The organism is Parasutterella sp., from assembly GCF_057870745.1.
In genome coordinates this window covers 14,670-37,648 of record NZ_DBMALT010000023.1, presented here as the reverse complement: position 1 = coordinate 37,648, position 22,979 = coordinate 14,670, and the positions used below count along the sequence as shown (strand labels likewise).

At 51.0% G+C, this 22,979-nt stretch carries 17 protein-coding genes; 7 read left to right on the top strand and 10 right to left on the bottom strand.

Going from position 1 to position 22,979, the window contains the following annotated elements:
- The first annotated feature begins 8 nt into the window (after positions 1-8).
- The 6 genes from ACZND6_RS07670 (at position 9) to ACZND6_RS07645 (ending at position 9,323) form a co-directional block, all read left to right on the top strand.
- The gene (locus tag ACZND6_RS07670; protein ID WP_008810564.1) at positions 9-3,146 is read left to right on the top strand and encodes an efflux RND transporter permease subunit; all 3,138 of its coding nucleotides are present in this window, start codon (positions 9-11) and stop codon (positions 3,144-3,146) included.
- Positions 3,147-4,646: an efflux transporter outer membrane subunit gene (locus ACZND6_RS07665; RefSeq protein WP_278660673.1), complete on the top strand. Its 1,500-nt coding sequence runs from the start codon at positions 3,147-3,149 to the stop codon at positions 4,644-4,646.
- Positions 4,639-5,247 (top strand): TetR/AcrR family transcriptional regulator, encoded by a 609-nt coding sequence (locus tag ACZND6_RS07660; protein ID WP_278660672.1) that lies wholly within the window; start codon positions 4,639-4,641, stop codon positions 5,245-5,247. Before ACZND6_RS07665 ends, ACZND6_RS07660 begins: the two co-directional genes overlap by 8 nt.
- Before the next feature lie 199 nt (positions 5,248-5,446).
- Positions 5,447-7,216 (top strand): sensor histidine kinase, encoded by a 1,770-nt coding sequence (locus tag ACZND6_RS07655; protein WP_278660671.1) that lies wholly within the window; start codon positions 5,447-5,449, stop codon positions 7,214-7,216.
- Complete coding sequence (locus ACZND6_RS07650; protein WP_278660670.1) at positions 7,213-7,836, top strand: response regulator transcription factor; 624 nt, start codon at positions 7,213-7,215, stop codon at positions 7,834-7,836. The genes ACZND6_RS07655 and ACZND6_RS07650 overlap by 4 nt, the downstream gene beginning before the upstream one ends.
- 77 nt (positions 7,837-7,913) lie before the next feature.
- Positions 7,914-9,323, top strand: coding sequence for an FAD-dependent oxidoreductase (locus tag ACZND6_RS07645; protein WP_290063939.1), 1,410 nt, complete (start codon positions 7,914-7,916; stop codon positions 9,321-9,323).
- 70 nt (positions 9,324-9,393) lie between these two features.
- On the opposite strand, the gene ACZND6_RS07640 is transcribed toward ACZND6_RS07645, so the two are convergent.
- Together ACZND6_RS07640 and ACZND6_RS07635 are read right to left on the bottom strand one after the other, a co-directional pair.
- The gene (locus ACZND6_RS07640; protein ID WP_290063942.1) at positions 9,394-9,600 is read right to left on the bottom strand and encodes a hypothetical protein; all 207 of its coding nucleotides are present in this window, start codon (positions 9,598-9,600) and stop codon (positions 9,394-9,396) included.
- A gap of 171 nt (positions 9,601-9,771) precedes the next feature.
- Positions 9,772-9,963, bottom strand: a complete 192-nt coding sequence (locus ACZND6_RS07635; protein WP_293737728.1) for a hypothetical protein — start codon at positions 9,961-9,963, stop codon at positions 9,772-9,774.
- A gap of 202 nt (positions 9,964-10,165) precedes the next feature.
- On the opposite strand from ACZND6_RS07635, the gene ACZND6_RS07630 reads away from it, so the two are divergent.
- Positions 10,166-11,437, top strand: coding sequence for an amidohydrolase (locus tag ACZND6_RS07630; protein ID WP_293737727.1), 1,272 nt, complete (start codon positions 10,166-10,168; stop codon positions 11,435-11,437).
- Between the two features lie 93 nt (positions 11,438-11,530).
- Here the strand turns inward: ACZND6_RS07630 and aroG are convergent, their stop codons facing one another.
- The 8 genes from aroG to ACZND6_RS07590 all read right to left on the bottom strand — a co-directional run bounded on the left by aroG (position 11,531) and on the right by ACZND6_RS07590 (position 22,903).
- Complete coding sequence (gene aroG, locus ACZND6_RS07625; RefSeq protein WP_293737738.1) at positions 11,531-12,601, bottom strand: 3-deoxy-7-phosphoheptulonate synthase AroG; 1,071 nt, start codon at positions 12,599-12,601, stop codon at positions 11,531-11,533.
- Positions 12,602-12,850: 249 nt separating this feature from the next.
- Positions 12,851-13,807, bottom strand: a complete 957-nt coding sequence (locus tag ACZND6_RS07620) for a phosphatidate cytidylyltransferase (protein ID WP_008810574.1) — start codon at positions 13,805-13,807, stop codon at positions 12,851-12,853.
- A gap of 1 nt (position 13,808) precedes the next feature.
- The gene (locus ACZND6_RS07615) at positions 13,809-14,402 is read right to left on the bottom strand and encodes a lysophospholipid acyltransferase family protein (RefSeq protein ID WP_370748526.1); all 594 of its coding nucleotides are present in this window, start codon (positions 14,400-14,402) and stop codon (positions 13,809-13,811) included.
- Between the two features lie 272 nt (positions 14,403-14,674).
- Positions 14,675-15,862 carry an MFS transporter gene (locus ACZND6_RS07610; RefSeq protein ID WP_370748492.1) on the bottom strand — a complete coding sequence of 396 codons (1,188 nt, stop codon included), beginning with the start codon at positions 15,860-15,862 and terminating at the stop codon, positions 14,675-14,677.
- Positions 15,863-15,964: 102 nt separating this feature from the next.
- Complete coding sequence (locus ACZND6_RS07605) at positions 15,965-16,531, bottom strand: surface-adhesin E family protein (protein ID WP_418573177.1); 567 nt, start codon at positions 16,529-16,531, stop codon at positions 15,965-15,967.
- A gap of 153 nt (positions 16,532-16,684) precedes the next feature.
- Entirely contained in the window at positions 16,685-18,127 is a 1,443-nt protein-coding gene (gene tldD / locus ACZND6_RS07600; RefSeq protein WP_300873753.1) for a metalloprotease TldD, read from the bottom strand.
- Positions 18,120-18,941: a carbon-nitrogen hydrolase family protein gene (locus tag ACZND6_RS07595; RefSeq protein WP_293737041.1), complete on the bottom strand. Its 822-nt coding sequence runs from the start codon at positions 18,939-18,941 to the stop codon at positions 18,120-18,122. Before ACZND6_RS07595 ends, tldD begins: the two co-directional genes overlap by 8 nt.
- Positions 18,942-18,946: 5 nt before the next feature.
- The gene (locus ACZND6_RS07590) at positions 18,947-22,903 is read right to left on the bottom strand and encodes a YhdP family protein (RefSeq protein WP_489524521.1); all 3,957 of its coding nucleotides are present in this window, start codon (positions 22,901-22,903) and stop codon (positions 18,947-18,949) included.
- Positions 22,904-22,979: the final 76 nt, after the last annotated feature.

Here is a 22,979-nt window from a genome sequence, read left to right as displayed (position 1 = left end):
AGGTTGATATGGCAAAGTTTTTTATTAACCGACCTATTTTTGCTTGGGTGATCGCAATTGTGATCATGCTGGCCGGTACGCTTTCGATTCTGAATCTGCCGGTTTCCATGTATCCGCAGATTGCGCCTCCTCAGGTGAGCATCTCCGCGACCTATCCGGGTGCTTCTGCTAAGACGATTGAAGATACCGTCGTCCAGGTCATTGAACAAAAGATGACCGGCTTGGATGGTTATCTGTATATGAGTTCGACCAGTGAATCGAGCGGCCGAATCAACATTACGCTGACCTTTGCAGCCGGTACCGACCCTGACATGGCTCAGGTGCAGGTGCAGAACCGTCTGTCTCAGGCACAGTCTTCCCTGCCGGAAGTGGTTCAGCGTTTAGGCGTGACGGTTATTAAAACGACCGCAAGCTTCCTGAAGGTGATCGGTCTGACCTCGACGGACGGTTCGATTTCTTCGGCAGAGCTCGGTGACTATCTTGTTTCCAGTATTCAAGAACCACTGAGTCGCGTGGACGGGGTGGGCGAAGTCGAAGTCTTCGGTTCGGCCTTTGCGATGCGTATTTGGCTCGATCCAGAAAAACTTCACGAATTCTCTCTCACTCCGGCAGACATTAAGACCGCGATCTCCACGCAGAACGTGCAGATATCCTCCGGACAGGTGGGCGGCCTGCCTGCAGCTAAGGGAACGGCGCTTAACGCGGTGATTACCTCGAGCTCTTTGCTGGAAACTCCTGAACAATTCGGCGCTATCTTCTTGAAGACTCAGGAGAACGGCTCTCAGGTTTTCCTACGCGATGTAGCCCGCATTGAAAAGGGCCCGAAGATGTACGAAGCCACCGCCTTCTTTAACGGCAAACCGACCGCCGGTCTTGCGATTAAATTGGCCTCCGGCGCAAATGCGCTGCTGACTTCGGACTTAGTCGACAAAAAAATGGAAGAGCTGTCTCATTTCTTCCCTGAGAAGTATGAGTATGTGATTCCGTTCGACACGACACCGTTCGTGCGTATTTCTATTGAAGGCGTGATCCACACCTTGCTCGAAGCTATCGTGCTGGTGGTGCTCGTGATGTATCTGTTCCTGCAGAACTTCCGCGCAACGCTGATTCCGACGATTGCCGTGCCGGTGGTGGTCTTGGGCACCTTTGGTATCTTGGGCGCCATGGGCTACTCCATCAACATGCTGACGATGTTCGCCATGGTGCTGGCGATCGGTCTGCTGGTGGACGACGCGATTGTGGTGGTGGAAAACGTCGAGCGTGTGATGGACCAAGAGCGTCTTTCTCCGCATGACGCTACCGAGAAGTCCATGTCGCAGATTACGGGCGCTCTGGTCGGTATTGCGATGGTGCTTTCTGCCGTGTTCGTTCCGATGGCTTTCTTCGGCGGCTCTACCGGTGTGATTTACCGTCAGTTCTCCGTCACGATTGTGGCTGCGATGGGCCTGTCCGTCCTGGTTGCCCTGACGCTGACACCGGCACTTTGTGCCACGATTCTTAAGCCGATCAAGCACGACAAGGCTGAGAAAGGCTTCTTCGGCTGGTTCAACCGCTGGTTTAACAAAGGCGCTGAAGGAGCAACCTCCGCTGTGGGCTATATGACCGCACGCTGGAAACGCTTCATCGTGATCTACGGCGTAATTATCGGCGGCGTGGTTTTCGGATTCCTGAAAGTTCCGACCGCTTTTATGCCGGATGAAGACCAAGGATCTTTAATGGTTCAGATTCAGTTGCCGGAAGGCTCGACCAGAGAGCAAATCCTGCCTGTTGTAAAACGTATGCAGGACTACATGCTCAACGAAGAGAAGGATTCCGTTCAGTCCGTCATGACGGTAGTCGGCTTCAGCTTGGCCGGTATGGGACAGAACTCCGCCATGGCCTTCGTCAAACTCAAAGACTGGAGCGAACGTCCGAATCCTGAGCAGAAAGCACAGGCTGTGGCTGCTCGTGCTAACCGCACGCTAATGAGCTGGAAGGATTCCATGGTATTCGGCTTTGCTCTACCTCCGGTTCCCGAGCTCGGTATGGCAGACGGCTTTGATATGTATCTGCAGGATTTGAGTGGTCAAGGTCACGACGCCTTGATGGCGGCCCGTAACCAGGTGCTGGGTGCTGCCAGAAGCAATCCTCAGCTCTACAACGTTCGTCCGAACGGTAAAGAAGACGCACCGCAGCTGCAGCTGCACATTGATTTTGCCAAGGCGGCCTCGTTAGGCGTCAGCGTGGCTTCCATTAATGACACGCTGTCGACGGCTTGGGGTTCTTCTTACGTCAACGACTTCTATGACCGCGGCCGTATCAAGCAGGTTTACGTACAGGGCGACGAGAAATTCCGCCAGCGTCCCGAAGACCTGGATCGCTGGTATGTACGCAACGATAAAGGCGAAATGGTTCCGTTCTCAGCATTCTGCTCCACAGAGTGGAAGTTCGGCTCTTCTCGTCTGGAACGTTTCAACGGCTTAGGCGCTGTGAATATTCAAGGAGCTCCGGCTGCAGGGTTTACAACCGGTCAGGCGATGCTGGCGATGGAAGAAATCGCCAAGGCTCTTCCATACGGTTTCGGTATCGCTTGGAACGGTATTTCCTTCCAGGAACAGCAGGCCGGTTCTCAGACTGGCGCGCTCTATACGCTGTCTATCTTGATTGTGTTCTTGTGTTTGGCAGCTCTGTATGAAAGCTGGTCTATTCCGATCGCCGTCATCTTGGTTGTGCCGCTGGGCGTGATCGGTGCGCTCGGTATGACGGGTGCTTTCGGCATGAACAACGACGTGTACTTCCAGGTCGGTTTGCTGACGACCATCGGTTTGGTCAGTAAGAACGCGATTTTGATTGTGGAATTCGCAAAAGAACTGCATGAGAAGGGCGAGTCCATTGTCCATGCAGCAGCACACGCGGTGCGCATGAGAATTCGTCCGATTATGATGACTTCTCTGGCCTTCGGTCTCGGCGTGCTTCCGCTTGCTAAGGCAACCGGCGCCGGATCCGGTGCACAGAACGCCATCGGTATCGGTGTGTTAGGCGGTATGCTGACAGGTACTTTCCTCTGTATCTTCTTCGTTCCGCTGTTCTATGTGCTCATTGTTAAGCTTTTCGGCGATAAGATTAAAAAGAAAAAACCGCAGGAAGCCCTGCAGGAGAATAAGTAAATGAAGGCATTAAAACTCACGGTTATTGCCTGTTCTCTGGCCGTCTGTGCCGGCTGCACGATGGCGCCCAAATATGAAAGACCTGCCGCGCCGGTCGCGGCAACTTTCCCGACCGGGGAAGCGTACAAGGACGTGATGACCACAGCCTCTCCGCTCCCCGACTGGAAGGTCTTCATCACCAACCCGAAAGCCAAGAAAGTGGTTGAGATGGCACTTGCCAACAACCGCGATCTGAGAGTTGCGATCCTCAATATCGAAAAGGCCAGAGCGGCCTACGGTATTCAGAGATCTGCGCTGATGCCGTCCGTGGCAGCCGGCTTGCAGGAAAATGCCGCTAAAACGCCAAGTATGATGTCGGCGACGGGCAGCAGCTACGTTTCTCACACGTATCAGGCGAACCTGGCTTCTACGGCTTGGGAGCTGGACCTCTTCGGACGTGTCAGAAGCCTGAGCGAAGCAGCTCTCCAGCAGTTCTTCTCGGCTGAAGAAAACCGTGCCGCCGCACAGAACGCCCTGATTGCGCAGGTCGCCACTTCTTGGATTAACTTAGGCGCTCAGAAAGAATTTCTCCGTCTGCAGAAAATTACGCTCCAAAGTCAGGAAGAAAGCTTCAAGCTGATGTCCGACAGCTATCGTTTGGGCGCGAGCTCTCTGCTGGAGCTAGAACAGGCTCGTACGACGGTTGCCACGGCTCGCGCTGCAGTAGCGCAGTACGAACGTAGCTTGGCTCAGGCACAGAATGCTCTGAACTTAGTTGTCGGCTCCCAAGTTCCTGCGGATCTTGAGCCGAACAATCTGGAAGAAGCTACGAATTACGGAGCGATTGCTCCTGCCGGCTTAAGCAGTGACATCCTCTTAAACCGTCCGGACATTAAGGCTGCCGAACATGATCTGATGTCTGCGAATGCCAACATCGGCGCGGCTCGAGCCAACTTTTTCCCGCGCATCTCTTTGACGGCAGGCATCGGGTCTTCTTCCCGTCACTTAAGTGACTTGTTTGATGCCGGTACGGGCCTTTGGACGTTTGCACCTTCCGTTTCTCTCCCGATCTTTACCGGCGGAGCGAACCTTTCGACCCTGCGTCAGGCAGAGGCACAGCAAAAGATCATGGTCGCAACTTATGAGAAGACTGTGCAGAATGCTTTTGCAGAGGTAAGTGATGCGCTTGCTACTGTCGGCACGGTGAACCGTCAGTGCGCAGCCTTAAAGGATTTGGTTAACGCCACGGAAACGGCTTACCGTCTGTCTCAGAGCCGCTACAAGAACGGTCTTGACGGCTTCCTGACCGTACTGGAAAGCCAAAGACAGATGGTTGCTGCTCAGACGAATTACATTTCTGCCGAGAGTAATCGCCTGTCCAGCGGCGTAATGCTCTATAAGGTGCTCGGAGGCGGCTCTGTCATTGAACCTGAAACTCGGGCAGCTGCTCAAACGGAAGCTCCGGCTGCCGCTGAACAGGCTCAGGCAGTTCCTGTCTCGAGCGGAGGCGGAAATGCTTAAAACCCGAAAAACCAGAGTTGAAGAGCGTAAGGAAGAAAAACGCAGCGAAAAGCGCGATCGAATTTTGCGTGCCGCGGAAGCCATCTTTTTAGATAAGGGCTTTCATGCGGCAAGCATGAATGAAATCGCAGAAGCGGCCAACGTCAGTACGCCTCATCTTTACAACTTCTATGCTAGTAAAGCTGCTTTGGCGTTGGCAGTGCAGCTGAAGATGGGGCAGGAAACTTTTGATGCTCTAAAGACAGCGATGTCCGCAGGAGAGAAGAACCCGAGTTGTCAGTCGATTTTTGATTCTCGTCGCTCTTCGCTGATGCTGACGATTCTGACTGAGTGCACGCGCAATCCCGAGATAAAAGAAAAGATTACGGAAAACGGCGCACGCCTTCGGAAGATGATTTCGGAAGCGGGCGGCATCTCGCCGGACGACCAGGAAGGGCAGTACCGCATTCTCTGCGTGATGGCCATGTACCTTGGTATGTCGATTTCCAACATCTTTACGCCGGTTGAAAACCGTGAACTGATGACCAAGATTTTGGCGCAGGCCGAAACCTGCATTCTTCCGTTTTGCGGAGATAAAGGGTCAAAAGCAACAGTATCCTAATACTTAGAGATTAAGTAAGTGTTCACATACATCCCGGGATCAAACTCGGGATTATTTTTTTGATTTTTTCCTTATCTGAATTTGCAGATTAGGGGTGTTTAGCCGAGTGTCAGTTTTAGTAGTGAGAAAACGGATTTTGAGTTTGACTCAATTGTGGTAAGTTGAAGACAACTACGACTTAGTTCGATGAAGTTGAACCGTGAATAAGATTCTTAGGCTGATCGCTGCAGTAATCGGTTTTCTTCTGCTCAATGTGCAGGCTGAGGAACCGAAGGAATACACGTTTGCGATCAACTCAGCCGTTACTCCGCTTCTGCATGCCGCTTTTGTAAATCAAACGATTAAGACGGTCGAGAGAGCCGTGGCGCCGGCCAAGCTAAAGGTTATGTATGTCGAGCTGCCGGAGTTAGAAAGGCTGATCGAAGACCATCAGGCGGATTTCTTCATTTCGACTGCGGCAACCATTCGGCGCTATCAGGATCTAGGCGCTCGTGATGTGCTGACAGCGTCTTCACCGTTCTCTAAAAATCCGAATCGGTCTGAAGGCTCTTTGTTCATTGTTAAGGCCGACAGGTCGGATATCAATAACGTTTCGGACCTCAAGGACAAACGTGCTGCGGCAGGTCGCCCGACTGCTTTCGGGATGTATTTGGCCGCGATGGGCGAGATTGCCGCGGACGGTTACGATCCTAAAACCTTTTTTAGATCGACTCAGTTTTACGGTCTTAATCGCGATCAAATCATTAAAGACGTTTTGAACGGAAAGGCTGATGTGGGGATTTTGAGAGCCTGCTATCTCGAGGATGCGGTTAATCGAAAGGTTGTTACGACGGATCAGCTCAAGTTTATCAATCTTAAGAGCGATCCGGACCACATTTGCCTGCACTCCACACGACTTTATCCGAACTGGAGTTTTGGCTCGAACCCTTCCGTTTCACCGGCAGTCCTGTCAGCGGTGGCTGCAGGTTTGATTGCACAAAAACCGGTCGGTATCGGTTTGTATTGGTCCGTTGCAAGTGACTACACCGCGGTAGACAATCTTCTGAAGTCTCTGCGGCTCGGGTCGTATCAGCGGTTTAGTAAAGAATGGTTTTGGCAGCGAATTGTCGAATATCGCTTTTGGATCTTGAGTGCCCTAGCTGCTTTTGTTCTTTTGCTGATCCATTCTCTCATTGTCTCAAGGACGGTGGACATTAGGACGAGGGAGCTCAAAGAATCGCTCAAACGTGAGAATAGGAGTTTTAATGAAGCACAAAAAGCGCACCGACGCCTGATGAAAATGCAGCGAGCGGCTGTCGTCGGGCAGATTTCCAGCCTGATCGCACATGAACTCAATCAGCCGCTCGCTGGTATCAAGCTCTATGCTCGGACGCTTCAGCGCGCTAAAGATTCGGGAACATTGACAGAAGACAAGCTCAGTACAGCCTTGACGGAGATTCGCACAGATGCGGACTTAGCTGCCGCCATTGTCGAGCGAGTCAGAAGCTACGCCAAAGGCACTCGCAGCGAAAGAGTGTCTTCGGAAGTTTCCGAGCTCGTTAACAAAGCAGTTCGAGAATTCAAACGACAGAGCGGAGAAAGAGTTGAAGTCTGGATCCTTCAAGAGCAACCGGTCTATATCATCGTGAACCCGCTCGAATTTGAGCTGGTGATCATTAACCTTTTGAGAAATGCGGCTCAGGCACTTCAAGAACTCGGAGTCTTGAATTCGAAAGTGGCTCTGACGATTAAGCGAGAAGATAACAAAGCGCTAATTGCAATCGAAGACAACGGTCACATTGAAAAAGAAAAGATTGAAAAACTCTCAGAACCGACTAATTCAACGAAAGCTGACGGATTAGGTCTAGGTCTGCAGATTGTCAGAAGCATTATTGAAAATCACGGTGGCAAGATTTTCTTTTCTCGGGCGGCTTCGGGCGGGTTGAGGGTAGAAATTAGGTTGCCGGCAGAGGAGACGACAGAACAATGACAATATCGAATCCGATTATTCGCATAGTGGACGATGAAGCAGTCATCCGAAAAGCGCTGAAGTTCCTCCTTGAGTCCGAGGGATGGGCGGTCGAGGCCTATGAGAAAGGCTCTGAATTTTTGGTTGAAGACCGACCTTCTCTCATCGGCTGTCTCATTCTTGATGTCGCTATGCCGGAGATGAACGGACTGGAGCTGTACCAACGACTGCGTGAAAGAAAGTACGAGGTTCCGGTGATTTTTCTGACAGGGCATGGCGATGTGGACATGGCCGTCCAGGCGATGAAGGACGGCGCCATCGACTTCATTCAAAAGCCGATTAACGAGGAGAGACTTCTGTCAGCCGTGGCAAAAGCAGTTCGATATGACGAAACTCACAGAAGCTGGACGATTTCGGAGGAGGAAGAAAAGAAGAGATTTCAGACACTGACTTCTCGGGAAAAACAAATCTTATCGCTGATTGCGAAAGGGCTGATTAACAAAGAAGTCAGCGAACGCCTCGGACTTTCACCGAGAACAATTGAGGTTCATCGTCAAAAAGGACTCCATAAATTAGGGGTACAGACGGTTTCGGAATTAGTGAGATTACTCTCTCACATCGAAGAAAACGCTCTTTTTTGATATTTGTCAGGGTACTTAAGTACTGCGATGCGCAAAAATTCAATTAACGAATTTCATATCTACTAAGGAGATTAAAAATGAAGAAGCTCTGCATTGCACTCGTTTCTGCACTGGCCTTCGGCGCTGTTAATGCTGAAGAAACTGATCTTGTTGTCGTCGGCTCCGGCGGCGCCGGCCTCTCTGCCGCTATCATGGCAGCTCAGCAAGGCAAGAAAGTTATTGTTCTCGAAAAAATGCCGATCATCGGCGGAAACACTCTCCGCAGTGAGGGCGGTATGAATGCCGCAGGCACGCTCCAACAGCTTGAACACGGCATCATGAACGATTCCGCCATGCGTATGAGTATGGATGCTCAGAAGGGCGGCCACTATCTCAACAATCCTGAGCTGACGCTGACTTTGGCTGAGAACGCCAAAGATGCCGAAGCTTGGCTCCTCTCCTTAGGCGCTCCTTTCTGCCATCGTATGGGCCGCGGCGGCGGACAGACAGCTGCCCGCGGTCACGGACCTTGCGACGGTTCTGCAGTCGGACAGTCTGTGATGAAGGTTCTTTACGGTACAGCTAAGAAGATTCCGACGATTGAAATTCGTCCGCTTAATCAGGTCACAGAGCTTTTGACCAAAGACGGTAAGATCTCCGGCGTGAAGGTCGAAGCAAAAGGCAAAGACAAGAAAGACTACACGATTGATGCCAAGGCTGTGGTGTTGGCTACCGGCGGATTCGGTGCAAATGCCAAGCTGATTTCTTCTTTAAGGCCGGAATACAAAGGTTTTGCTACAACGAACCAACCGGGTGCATTGGGTGAAGGTTTAGACTTGGCTAAAGGCGTCGGTGCAACTTTCGTTGATTTGAGAGAGATTCAAGCCCACCCGACCGTTATTCCTGTTAAAGGCATTCTGATTTCTGAATCCATGAGAGCTCGCGGCGGGTACCTCGTCAATAATGAGGGCAATCGCTTTGTGAATGAACTTCAGCCGCGTGACGTTGTTGCTGCTGCCGTATTGGCTCAGCCGACAGGCAAAGCATGGCTCCTCATTGATGACAAACTGGTTAAGTCCAACAAGCTGGCTGCCGGTTATGTTTCTCAGGGTTTGATGGTTTCCGGCAAGAATGTTGACGAATTAGCTAAGGCTATGGGCGTACCTGCCAAGAATCTTAAGGCCACAATGGATCAGTATCAAAAAGCCTTCGAGACCAAGAAAGACGAGGCTTTCGGGCGCCCTGAGATGGTTGTAGCCAACAATGTCTGGCCTATGTACGCTGTTCAGATCACTCCGGCTATTCACCACACCATGGGCGGCGTGAGAATTAACAAGAACGCAGAAGTGATCGGCGTGACAGCTAAACCGATTCCCGGCCTCTATGCTGCCGGTGAAGTGACTGGCGGTGTTCACGGCGGTAACCGCATCGGCGGAAACGCGGTTGCTGACATCATTACCTTCGGCCGTATAGCAGGTACGAATGCTGCTAACTACATGAACAAGTAAAGAGACCAACTCTTGATAACCAAAACGCCCTGCGGGGCGTTTTGACTTTTAAAGCTGCTGCTGATGAATGTTACAGAGAAATCTGAATCTCATCGCGGTTATCCAAGCCGAGCAAGGTCCTGATCAAATCATCTTCAGTCCAAAAGCGTTCAGTTAGCGCTTGTGCAGAAACCAACAATTCAGTGTCGTCTCGATGCGGACTAGCCTCGAGTGTGATTGGTTTAACCGGACAGAGGCGAAAGCCGCGCTTAGGGTATGCGTAGACGAAGCTTTTCATCTCCAAACGCCTTGCAATGGAATATGAACGCAACAATAGAAACGTGCAACGGCGCGGGTCGTTCATAATTAAACATATCGGGCTTGAGAACTCGTGACTTAAAAACTCAACCCAGTCGAACAAAAATAAAGCTAAGCCTTGTGGGTATGCAATTTTGAAGGAGCTGATCTGCTATCCTCTTAATGACGAGTCTGTTTCTTTCAAAATTTTCTCGGCAAGGCCTTTATACGCCGAGTACTCGAATTTAAGAAACACTGTAGGGCAGTGCTGAGCTAAGTATTTAAGACGGTTTTTGGCATATTCATCATCTTTGATGTACACATGAGACCAACCGGTTATGTTGAAAGCGTATGTGCAGCTCATGCGAGTTCTCCGAATAACTATTTGTTTTTTAATCTATTCAGGATCGCGAACTTAATTGACGCAGCTCTTCAACAGCATCTCGTTGCGACAAAGGATAATCATAAAAATCCCGCGGGTTCACTAAGAACTTCCCCCTCTCTACACGAACTTAAAGATCGGCGATAATGAGCGGATTATTTGAACAGTAACAAGGAGAATAAAGTTGCTTACTGAAAACGAGTTGATTAAGTTCCGTCGTGAACTCCATTCCTATCCCGAAACTGGCTGGTGCGAATTTGTCACGACCCACAAGATCGTTGAAAAGCTTCGCAGCTTCGGTTTGGATCCAATCTATGGCCGTCAGGTTATCAATCCTGACTTTGTCGCAGGCCGCAACTCTGCCAAAGTTGAAGAAGCTAAAAAAGCAGCTTTAGAAAAAGGAGTTCCTCCGGAATTTATCGAATCCATGCAGGACTACACCGGTGTTGCCGCTATTTTCGAAACCGGCCGTCCCGGTCCTGTTTTAGCTATCCGTTTCGACATGGACTGCGTTGACGTGGATGAAGCTCACGAAGCCGGTCACCGTCCTTTCGACGAAGGCTGGGCAAGCACGAATCCGGGCCATATGCACTCCTGCGGTCATGACGGTCACGCAACGATGGGTATCGCTGTCTGCAACTGGATTCAGGAAAACCTGGATCAGTTCTGCGGAACCATCAAAGTCGTCTTCCAGCCCGCTGAAGAAGGTGTTCGCGGTGCACGCCCAATGACCGAAACCGGTATTTTCGATGACGTCGATTTCTTCTTCGGAAACCACCTCGGCTTTAACTTGCCGACAGGTACGATTTCTCCGGAACCCGGCGTTTTCTTGGCTTCCACCAAATTGGATGCCACATTCACGGGTCTTGCCGCCCACTCCGGCGCCGATCCTCAGAAAGGTAAGAATGCCCTCTTAGCCGGCGCAGCTGCTGCATTGGCAATTCACGGCATTACTCGCCCGATCGGAGAAGTGACTGCTTTGAACGTCGGAACGTTAGTTGCCGGCCAGGGTCGCAACGTGGTTGCTCCGAACGCTTTCATGCAGCTTGAAGTCCGCGGTGAAACCGAAGAACTCAACGCTTACATGCGTGATCAGGCAATCCGTAAGATTAAGGCTTCTGCCGATATGTACGACTGCCAAGTCGATATCGTCAAAGCCGGTGAAGCTACTGAATTCAAGCCGGACCAGGAAGCCATCGAACTTGCTTATATCGCCGCAAGAAATGTGACGACCGAAGAACTCGCCAGACCGCTCGGCTTGAAGTTAGGCAGTGAGGACTGCACGATCATGCTCCGTAGAGTCCAGCAGCACGGCGGTAAGGGTACCTTCGTTGTGTTCGGCTGCCGTACATCTGCCGGTCACCATCAGAGACTCTTCGACTTTGACGAAGATGTGATTGGAATCGCTTTGCGCTTCTACCAGAACCTGATCCCGATGATTGTCGGCATCAAGTAATTCGGTTTGAAAGTCAGCTGACTTTCTAAAACTAATTAAAAACCGCCGTGAGGATTGAGCGATCTTCACGGCGGTTTCTTCTATGAATCTGGATTAGCGATTTCTTTCGCGTCGATCGCGAACGGCATGGGCCAAGGAGGTGATGACCTTGACCGTGTCATCCCAGCCGATGCAGGCATCCGTGATGGACTGACCGTATTTCAGTTCTTTTTCTTTGCCTTTAACGAGAGGCTGGTTGCCTTCGACAAGATTGGACTCGATCATGACGCCCATGATGTTGTAGCTTCCGTCGCCGATCTGCTTGCAGATGCTGTCAACGACATCGATCTGCTCTTTGTGCTTCTTATGGCTGTTGGAGTGGCTGGCATCAATCATGACAGATGGCGGAAGACCGGCTGCTTTCAGCGCTTCGCAGACTTTGGCTACGCTCTCGGCATCGTAATTCGGCGCTTTGCCGCCGCGAAGGATGACATGGCAGTCTTCATTGCCCCCCGTAACAACAATAGCGGAGTGGCCGCCCTTAGTGACGGAAAGGAAGACATGTTCGTTTGCGGCCGCTTTAATGGCATCAATTGCAATTTTGACGTTGCCGTCAGTGCCGTTTTTGAATCCGACGGGGCATGAAAGACCGCTCGCCAATTCACGATGCACCTGACTTTCTGTGGTACGAGCTCCGATAGCACCCCAGGAGATCAGGTCTGCGATGTACTGCGGCGTGATCATATCGAGATACTCCGTACCTGCGGGGACACCCAGTTCATTGATCGTTAAGAGGAGCTCGCGGGCTAAGCGAAGGCCGTGGTTAATATGGAAACTGCAGTCCAAGTCCGGGTCATTGATCAGGCCTTTCCAGCCGATGGTGGTGCGAGGTTTTTCGAAATAGACCCGCATGATGATTTCAAGGTCATCGGCAAAATGACGGCGGAGTTCAGAGAGTTTTTCTGCATATTCTTCGGCGGCAACGGGATCATGGATTGAGCAGGGTCCGACGATGACAAGGAGCCGGTCGTCTTTGCCGTGAATGATGTCATGGGCAGAGTGACGGGCAATGTGTACGGTTGAAGATGCGAGTTGTCCGCAAGGAAATTCGCGAATGAGGTAAGACGGCGGAGTCAGTTCTCTGATTTCTTTAATTCTGAGGTCGTCAGTTGTGTAAGGCATTATGGTTCTCCATTATGGCGCCTGTCGGGATTGAGGCTATAAAAAACCGCCGAGTCCCGAAGGAGCGGCGGTTGAGTAGTGTTGTGTGATCTTAGATGCAAGCCGTCACAGCCCTACCTTCCGCCGCGGACGGAAAGTAAAAGCCGTAAAAGTAAAACTTAGAAGCGAACATCTTTTGATACTTGCTAGTAAAAAGGTACTGAGGAATAATTTACCGTATTTTTCTCTTTCTAACGAAATTTCTTTCAGAAATTACTTGCTCATGAAAAGAAAGATCGTTGAGTGATAGAAAACAGGCGCTGAGAAGAACAGCATTTCCATTCTGTCCAACGCCCCACGAGTCAGCATCATGCTGGTGTCCAAGCGAACTGCTCCTAAAGAGCGCTTAACCGAGGACATGACCAGAGCGCCTAGCGTTCCCGAGACAATAATCAACAGGGACATTAGAGGTGCCTGCCAAGCACGAAAGGGGGTCATCCAGAAAAGTGCAGAGCCCATGATCAAAGCTCCGATGCTTCCGATAATGATGCCTTTGTATGTCTTGTACTGATTACTCCAAGTCGGTTTGCCGCCCCAGATGGCGGATGCCATGATTTGGAACAGGTCCGCAAAATAGAGAACCAGCAGGAAGTAAAGCATCAGCAGCAAACCACTGGAATTAAATCTTGTGAGGTTCAATGTAGCAATCGCAGGAGCGTGGCTGACGCAGAAAATGGCCAGCATAATGCCCCATTGCACTTTGGCAACACGGTCCAAGAAGCGGTCGGTATCTTTGGCCAAGGCCATAACGACCGGCAGCGTCAGGAATAAGTAGACCGGGATGAACAAGGAGAAAAGCCCGATCTCTTCATACCCTAAAAGGATGTACTGAACGGGAATTGCGATATAAAACGCAATAATCAAAATGACGTGGTCATGGCGTCGGGTTGGAGTCAGGGCAATGAATTCCCGCAGAGCAAAGAATGAAGCAAACGCGAAGAAGATGAGAAGCGCTGCCTCACCAAGACAGAAAGCAATCGCAAAAACAATCAGCAGAGGCCATGAAGCACGAACGCGGGAGTTAACAACGCGAAGATTGTTGAGTCGAGTTTCGTTTCCTTGGGCCCGGGAGACCAGCCAGTTGCCGATAATCGTGCCAATGGCAGAGAGAACAATAAGAACGCCTAGAATCGTGAAGTAGGCTTCTTGAGTGGAAAATCCTAAACGCATATTAGAGCTCCCTGGCTAAACTGATGACGGCCGTTCTAGCTCTTTCTAAGAACTCTTCTTTAGAGTCGTCGACAGAGTGCGGCAGAGGTGCACCGAATCTTACGGAGCACATAGTCGGAACGGGCAGAAGGGCACCTTTCGGCATGGAGCGGTGCAGATTTTCCAAATAAACGGGGATGAGTTCAACTTCGGAAAATTCTCTCATCAAACGCCAAATACCGCTCTTGAACGGCCCGGGAAGCGGCTGGGGAGAGCGCGTGCCTTCCGGAAAGATAATCAGAGAGGAGCCTTCGCGAAGAGCCTGACGCATCGGATCCAAAGGGTCAGAGTTTTCCGTCCGGCGCCGGTCGACAAGAACGACGTTTAACTCGTCAACGGCAATTCTGCGGCGAATTCCGCTTTGCCAGTAATCACGAGCAGCAACTGGTCGGGTAAGCGGACGCAAAGAGCGAGGGAGAGCAGACCAAATCACAATGGTGTCGAGGTGGCTCGAGTGATTGGCAAAATAAATTCTCTGAATTTTTTCAGGTTTGCACCCGATCCACTGAGGATATGCGCCGACCAACAGACGAGTCAGCCACACCATCGGTGTCATGAACTTAAATGCGTGTTTCACGTTTCTTCGTTTTTCAATACATAATTTGGTAATTATGCCTCCAATGCCGAGGTGCATGTTGATTGCAGATTTGGCGGACAAGGGCATAGATGTACTTCTCAATTTTCAATAGAGACGTACAAATTCAAAGAAATGTCTGTTTTAACAAGAAAAAGGATGGGGGAGAAAGTAGCCGAACTTAAGACTCAACCTTTTGAAGATCTCTAAAGCAATTTCTGCAAGAAACAATTAACGCAATATCAATGAAGAATTTACGGCTCCAATGAGCCGCTGAGATTCAGTTGGTCTTTCAGGCGCGGAAGAATCAATGAGATCACAAAAGCCAATGCACAGAAAACCAACACCAAGCACAAGGCAGTTCCGAGCGATGAATGAGAGGCGATCCATCCAAGCGTCGGAGGTACGACCAACAGACCTCCATAAGCGACGATGGCGATGAAACTGCTGGCTTCGGAAGCTGTAATTCCTTTGCATTTTCCGGCGAGACTGAATATTGTCGGGACGACAGGCGCGAGTCCAAGTCCCATAACAACGTAGCCGCAAAGCGCTGTTGCAGGACCCGCGGACGAAAGTACGAATGACATTCCGCAAAAAACAATCAGAGAGCAAATAGGCAACAAGCGAAAATCCCCCACGCTTTCTCGAAGTTTGTCTCCGAAGAGTCGAACGATGAAAATGGTTCCTGAGAACAATCCGTACACCAGGGCGGCAACAGCTTGGTCTGATTCCTTTGAACTGACCATGTAAACCGAGCCCCACTCGGCCACGCTGCCTTCAATGTCGTAAGCCAGCCAACTTAGTAAGCCGAAACAAATGAGGATGAGCGGGTAGGCTCGTTTTGTCGTATTTACTCTGGAAGTCTCAGAGCTTGCCACCTGCCGATCCTCTTCCTGAAGATACCGACAGCCGAACAAACAAACGACAGTCCAAGGAACGACCAAGATTAAAAAGCTGAAAAGCGGCGAAAGGTCGAGGTAGGCACAAAAGGAAGCAGTCAAAGAACCGACGATGCCGCCTAAGCTAAAGAAGGCATGAAACAAATTCATCGATCTCGTTTTGTATCGACGCTCGTAGAACATGCCTTGAGCATTCATCAGAGCATCAGTTAGACCGATGCCAAAACCGATGACTGCAAAGCCTGCAACTAATGAGGTGAAAGAATTTGCGTAGCCAGCGATCACAAGTCCGATAGTGCTGAGTGAGGCGCCGGCGGCAATAGTTGGTCGATCTTTAAGAAGACGGACGAGTCTGGAAGAGAAAAACAGTCCGATGCAGCCTGCGATTCCGAGGCAAAAAAGAGCGATGCCAAGTTGTAAATCGTCAATCTGTGCACTTTCTTTGATCGCGGGCATGCGAGAAGTCACCAGGCTGTAGGAAAGGCCCGGAAGGAAAAAGAAAGCTGCGCAGCTGAGCTTGTTTTTGACTGCCTCGGAGAACATTTTTATCAAATATTTTGATTAGAGCTTTGAATTTTATTGATAAAAATAAAGCGGCTCAAAGAGGAGCCGCGGAAGAACAGAAGATATTGTGCTGGTCAGGTATTAAGGCTGCTGTGGAGCAGGTTTTGGACACAGAAGGCTGTGCAGACGGTCCATCGCGCTCTTCTCCTTAATCGGTCTGAACTTCGGATCAAAGGTCGTGGATTTGATCTGTTTGCCCTTGCCGTCTAATTCCGGATAAGTGACGAGAGCAATCGGAGAGTAGATTTTTGCCAAGCAGTCCATGCTGAACTGGACCTTTGCAGACTTCGAGTCAGGTGTGTAACTGTGATTTTGAAGCGTCCAAAACTGCAGTTTGTCGCCTTGTTTCCGCATGCCTGTTTTGATGAGGTACATGTCATCCGTGACTTGCGTCGTATTGTGCCCGGCTATGACCGGCGGGATAAAGAGCGGAATCGGAATATTCGATCCTGCAGGCGCTGCGTTTTGGCGAGCATTAAAGCCGCGAAGCGCAGGGTTCACTGGAGCAGGTCGGTAAATTCTCGGAGGCGGAGTGTAGGACCGGTGCGGACGAATGGTGGTTCTTCCGCCGAGGCGGACTGCCTGAGCGTCCGTTGCTAATGATAGGAGACAGATTGAGGCACAGAGGCCGACGAGGAGTTTGCTCATAGCTGCAGACTTGAGGTTGAGGTTTTTTCTCGATTCTGCGCCTAATTGGGTGCAAGAAAAAGAGGACAAAACGAGAATATCTTTTGACTTCGGATTGTGGTTCCGAGGTCAGAATGTCTCGTCGTCTGCAAACAATCGCCTGAATCGGCTGTATCAGTTGGCAGTGCCGCCGACGGTGAGCCCGTCAATGCGGAGTGTCGGCATGCCGACACCGGTTGGAACCTGCTGACCATTCTTTCCGCAGGTACCGCAGCCTCTGTCTAATTCAAGATCATTGCCGACCATGACGATTTTTGTCAAAGCATCTGCGCCATTGCCGGTTAGTGTGGCGCCCTTGATTGGGTCGGTTAGCTTGCCCTTTTCGATCAGCCAAGCCTCACTCATGCTGAAAACGAAGTTGCCGTTCGTGATGTCGACCTGGCCTCCTCCGAAGTTGGACGCATAAATGCCGTAGTCCACGGAAGAAATGATTTCCTGAGGATCGGATTCGCCCTGAAGCAAATAAGTGTTGGTCATTCGAGGCATCGGCAGATAAGCAAAACTCTCTCGGCGCCCATTGCCGGTCGTCTTTTGTTTCATGAGGCGAGCGCTGGTCTCATCGTGCATGAAGCCGCGAAGAATGCCTTCGTCGATAAGCGTGGTGCAGTGCGTTTCGTTGCCCTCGTCATCGATGGTCAGGGATCCTCGGCGTCCGGCAATGGTGCCGTCGTCAACGACCGTGACCAGCGGAGAGGCTACTCTTTGACCGATCTTGTCGGTAAAGACGCTCGTTCCCTTTCGAATAAAGTCAGCTTCCAAGCCGTGTCCGACTGCCTCATGAATCAATACGCCCGGCCAGCCGTTCCCCAAGACGACGGGGAGGCTGCCGGCCGGAGCCGGCCGCGCATCTAAGTTGCGCACTGCGGCATCGACGGCCTCTCGGGCATACTGCTCAATAATTTCCCCGTTATAACGATCTAACGAAAATCTTCCGCCGCCTCCGGCTTGTCCTTGTTCTTTTTTGCCGTCCTTTTCAGCGATAACGCCTAAGTTCACCCGAACCAGCGGGCGCACGTCGCCGATTAAAGTGCCGTCCATTTTGGCGATCAAAATCGTGTCATGCGAGGCGCCGACGGAAGTCGTCACTTGAGTGACGAAAGAAGACCGGTTGCGGGCGTGTTTATCTAAGGACTGAAGAAGTTTGATCTTGGCGTCCGTGTCTGCCGCTTCAATCGGATCAACAGCACGGTAAAGAACTTTCGGACCGTCCTTAGGTGTGACATTGACTGTAATTTGATTGTTAGTAGCCTGCGCAATAGCTCGTACGGTTCTGACCGCCTCAAATAAAGAATCACGGGAAATTTCTTCTGAGTAGGCGAGAGCCGATTTTTCACCGCAGACGGCCCGAACGCCAACGCCCATGTCCGTGTTGTAATGGCCCGTCTTAACGATGCTTTCTTCAAGCACATAGCCTTCTGAAACAGAGCACTGAAAGTAGAAATCAGCGTAGTCAATGTTGTAACCGCTGAAAAGCGCAAAGGCGTCCTGAATGTCTTTTTCAGAAAGACCGTTGCGGTAGAGAAGGGTTTCGATAGCGGCAGAAGTGTTGTTATTCATATTTCACGCGATTATTCAGGGCAGGCAAAAGTGCTCTGACCTGACGAAGGAAAGCCGGATCGACGTCAGTGAAGCAAACGCCCGTTTCATGCCCGTTAAGAGATCCGACAACGGTCCCCCATGGGTCGACGGCACAGGAGTGTCCCCAGAAAGCTCGGCCGCAGGAAGAGCGTCCCGCTTGAGCTGCGGCTACCACATAACTAAGGTTTTCTATCGCACGGGCACGAAGAAGAACTTCCCAATGCGCTTTCCCGGTATTAGTTGTAAAAGCGGCCGGGAGCAGAAAACAGTCGACGCCGGTTTGACGACGAAAAAGCTGCGGGAAACGCAGGTCATAGCAAACGGCGAGGCCGATACGAATGTCTAGGCCGTTTTCTAACGGATAGTTAAAAGAAACCGTCTTATGGCCGCCTACGTAAAGCTCGGACTCGTCGTAACGCTCCTGCTGACCCTCATACGAAAATAGATGAATCTTGTCGTACCTTGCGGCTTCCTGGCCGAATGCGTCATACACCAGCATGGTGTTGGTAACGCGGTGTTCATCATCGGATTTCAGAGGAATCGTACCGGCGGCAATCCAAATGCCTAATGATTTAGCGAGCCCGGCCATGATCTTCTGCACCGGGCCGTCTTGGTAGCGTTCAGCCGCATGAAGAACATCTTTCGGATCATTGCTCATGATCGTAAACATTTCCGGAAGTAGCGCGAGGTTGGCCCCTTCTCGGGCAGCTTTACGAATGAGAGATTCGGCGATCTGGAGATTGGCCCCGAGATCTGGTCCGGATGTCATCTGGCAGGTGGCAATACGTAACATGGTTCCTAACGTTTAATCTTGGTGACGACCGGATCCGACCAAGTCCCGGTCACTTGATATTCGAAGGAGAAAAGCTTACTCAAGGGATCTTTGAAAATCAATTGGGCCAGGAAACTGCCGATACCGACGATCGGGTTTGCAACCGCGAGAGCCACAGACGCTCCTGCTGCATTGATATCAGGCAGGACCAATAGGTGCAGATTCTCTGTTTCTTTCTGCGTGTTGACGTTGCCATTAATAACAACGGTCGCGCTTCCCCCGATCATCGTCAGATCCTTGATATTCATCAGGCCGTCTTCCAATACCGCTTTACCGCGGATCGTGGAGAAGTTGAAGCCTGCGGAGTAAAAGTCTCTGAAGTCCAAGGTCAGGTAGCGCGTCAAAGACTGCAGCGTCAGTAGAGACAGCAGCTTGGCTGCCGGACCCGGTTGAATCTTGAGGATTTCGCCTCTCTTCAGATCGATATTCAGTTCTCCGTCGAAGCTCTCGGTGTTAAAGCCGAGGGGAGTACCGACCCAGGATAAATTACCGCTGATCGAGCCGTTGCCGGATCTGACCAGATTCTGCATATCCAGGCGATTCAGCAGGCCGCCGAGGTTATTGATATTGGTATTGATTAAAAGATTCGTTTCGTTGCCGCCGTCGAAACCTTTCAGCCAGCTGCCGGATGAGCGCAGCTGCGCAGCGCTGTTGGAAAGATTCAGCTTTGTAATTTTCCAGAGCTGCCCTTTTGTTGACGGAGTGTTGCGTGCAACTAGTTCCAGCTTGCCTAACCGCATATTGCCGTAGGTTAAATCATCGATAACCGCATTGATTGCGGGCCAGCCGCCTTGAATTTGAACCGGCTTGGATTTTTCTGCGGCGTCTCTTGCAGAGCTCGGGATGAAGAGTTTGGAAATATGCGCGATGAGCTCGGGTTCCTTGCCGTTTTGAGCTTTTTTCCATTCCAGATTGGCATTCATCTGATTGCTGTTGATCGTAATCAGCAGAGAATTCCCGACGGGTCGCCCTAAGAGCGAGAAGTTCGTTTGATTGAAATTGTCGATCTGCAGTTCGTCAATGTTAGCCTTGAGGAAGGCAATATCCGGCAGGACAACGGTTCCGGACGGTTTGGTATCCACTTTTAGATGATCAAAGACCGCCTGCCACGCCTTCGCCGAAACCAGCGGCGCCTTCAAGGAGATCGCATAGCCGTGAGACGGCAATGTCGGCAGACTGCGGTTGCCGATGGCAGCACGTTTGATGTCATTATTCTGCAGGATAAATTCCGAACTCAGGAATCCCTCAATCATGATTCTGAGATCCGTGGCCTTGTTGTCTGTGACGATATTGAGGTCCAGAGGTGCAGACAAAGATGCCGGTTTTTCCATAGGAGGCGGCAGCTTGCTCTCCAAGCCTGAAAGCGAGCTTTTAACGTTCACCGTGAGCTTTGGGCCGACGGTTACATTGACTGTAAAGGGCGTGTTGCCGCTCAGATATTTGTCTGCGGCTTTGGCAAGCATCGGAACCGGAATAACCTGCGGCAATGCCTTAGCGGCGATGGTTCCGGAAGCAGAAACCTTAATATTGCCCTTATCGTCTGTGTCGAGCGTCGCTTTTACGGCATTGCCGAAACAATCGGCGGTAATGCCCGTGCTCGAAGCACCTTTGTCATTGAAGTTCACGAGGCCGGTGACATGAGTCAAATCCGGAATCGAGAAATCATTGAACTTAACTGCATTATCTTTAAGCGTAAAAGCGCCGGAAACAGCAACTTCACCCGGACCGTCAAGCGGGATCTTCAGTTCGAGAGTCAGATCTCCGTTGCCGGTGCCCTCGGCCTTCTTGAAAAGACCGCCGGTGTAGCCGTCAACCGGAGAAGTCTTCACGTAAGACAAGAAACCGGGGAGGGCGCCGGACGCCGCTGCGTCTACATCCAACCAAACGGTATCCGCAGAGAAGGCGGGAATGTCGACTTGTGCATGCGTAAGCTGTACACCTTTATAGGTCCCGCGGTTGGCACTAATGGCCATGCCGTCGCCTTCAAATTTGACTACGCCGCCGACTTTTTCAAAGAGCGGCCAAATCGCTCCGCGTTTCGGAGAAGCCTTTGGATTGTCCAGAATGTTCGGATAGACATCGAGAAGGACGTCCTCTGCATTAACGGATACCAGAAACTGATGTTCTTTAGATTCATGGAAGGGAAACTCGTGGAGCGGCCCCTTAAGAACGGCGTGGCCCCCGGTGGCTTTGCCCTCTAAAAGACCGTACCGCAGCCAGGTGATTGTGTCGTTGCCGACAACAAGCGGCATGTATTTCCAAACGGCAGGGACGTTTCCGCGTAAAACATCGGCTTTAAGGTCTGCGGTTCCGAGGGGAGTGTTGCCGGCGTTAGTGTACGTCCCATTGACCTTAACCGCAGCATCGGCGTTCTCAATCAGAACGTCTTTGAACTCGAGTGAAATGCCGTTAACGGTATTCCAAACCACGGTTCCTCCGATGCTGTCGAAATGGAAAGCGGCTGCTGGGAATAATCCTGGAAGAGCAACCGACGCGTCTTTTGTTGTGAGTACGGAGGTACCCACGCCATCTTTAAGGGTAATGTCGGCGCTGAGATTGATAAATCCCGGAAGCCACTGGGTATTGTCTTTGCCGGAGGCCCCGAAAGAGCAGAAATTACGCAGAGAAAGTTTGCCGTTGTAATGCTTGGGTTCGCTTGGCAGCCCCTGCCAATCTAAGTCCACATTAACGAGCGATCCTGAGAGCTTCCGCTCGGCGACGAAATCCTTGAAAGACTGAGGCAGCGGAAGCGACGGCAGCAAAGCAGTCATGCCCTGAAAAACTAAGCTGTTGGCATTGAAAGAACCGCCCGTGAATTCCTTGCCGTTACGGTCTAACTTCAGGCTCATATCCAGTGGAGGTAGTTTTTCTCCGGATTCCAGTTCAAAGGAGAAGTTTTCTGTCGACAGGCCGTAGGCCTTGTCCGACATATTTCCGGAAATCTTGCCCTTGACGAACTTCAGGCGCAGAGGTGCTAAGTCAGGCAGCTGGAGGTCGACATGAGACAGAGCTCCGATAAAACTTGCCGAGGACGGAGACCATTTCTCAAAGTTTGCCCACAGAGAGCCTGATCCTGTCCCTTTGTATTTGAAGGAGAAGTCAGGCAGCCATTTGGCCAGTTCGCCGAAATTTATAAAGTCAGTCTGCGCGTAGAGCTCCGCATCCCAGTCGGCGAGCTTAGACGGATTGAGCGCCGGGGTCTTAAAGAGCGCGCGAACGGTAATCGGAGAAGCGATCGCCGACGGGAGCGTCAGCGTAAAGGCCAGCTGCTTGTCCCGGGAGGAGCCGTTATAGGCGACGTTTACGTTCTTGATTTCAAGTGTTTTGTTGCTCTTCTGATCATGAATCAGAATCGTGCCGTCTTTGATTTCCAGAGACTTCTGCTTTAAAAGAAGCATGACGTCGGACGGCAGTTTCGTCGTCAGCGCATGCGTCTCTGTCTCGCCGGACATGAGTTTTTTGAGATTGACCTTTCTGCCCAATACGGAGAAGGACATCGGTGCCAGGCGGCGAACTTCGACTTTAGGGTTGTTTAACGTGACGGATTCGAAGATCGGAGTGAGGTTTGTTAAAGAACTAAGAGAAAGCTTTGCAGTAAGAGATTCAGCTGTGATCGGGTCTTTGCCCGGTTCGCCGAGTTCGATGTTTTTAAGCGTGATTTCGGGAGACAGCCCCTGCCAGTCGGTGTCGAGCGATCCGAACTGAACGGGAATGTCCAAAACATGAGAAATCTTGTTTTCGATCTTGGATTTATGTTCGTTCAGATAAGGCGCAAGGCAGTAGCGCGCTCCGAGCCATGCGGTGCCGAGTGCAAAGTAAAGGATGACTAAGAACCAAAGAATGGTCCTCCAGGCATACCCGAAAAAGCCTTTTTTAGGTTTTGTTGGTGTGGTTGATGTCTGTAGTTCGGAATTGTCCGTCATTTCCCGAATCCTTAAACTTTTTTCTGATCTTCTAAGTATCGCTCAATTTCCCATAAATAAACTCTAATATTGGAAG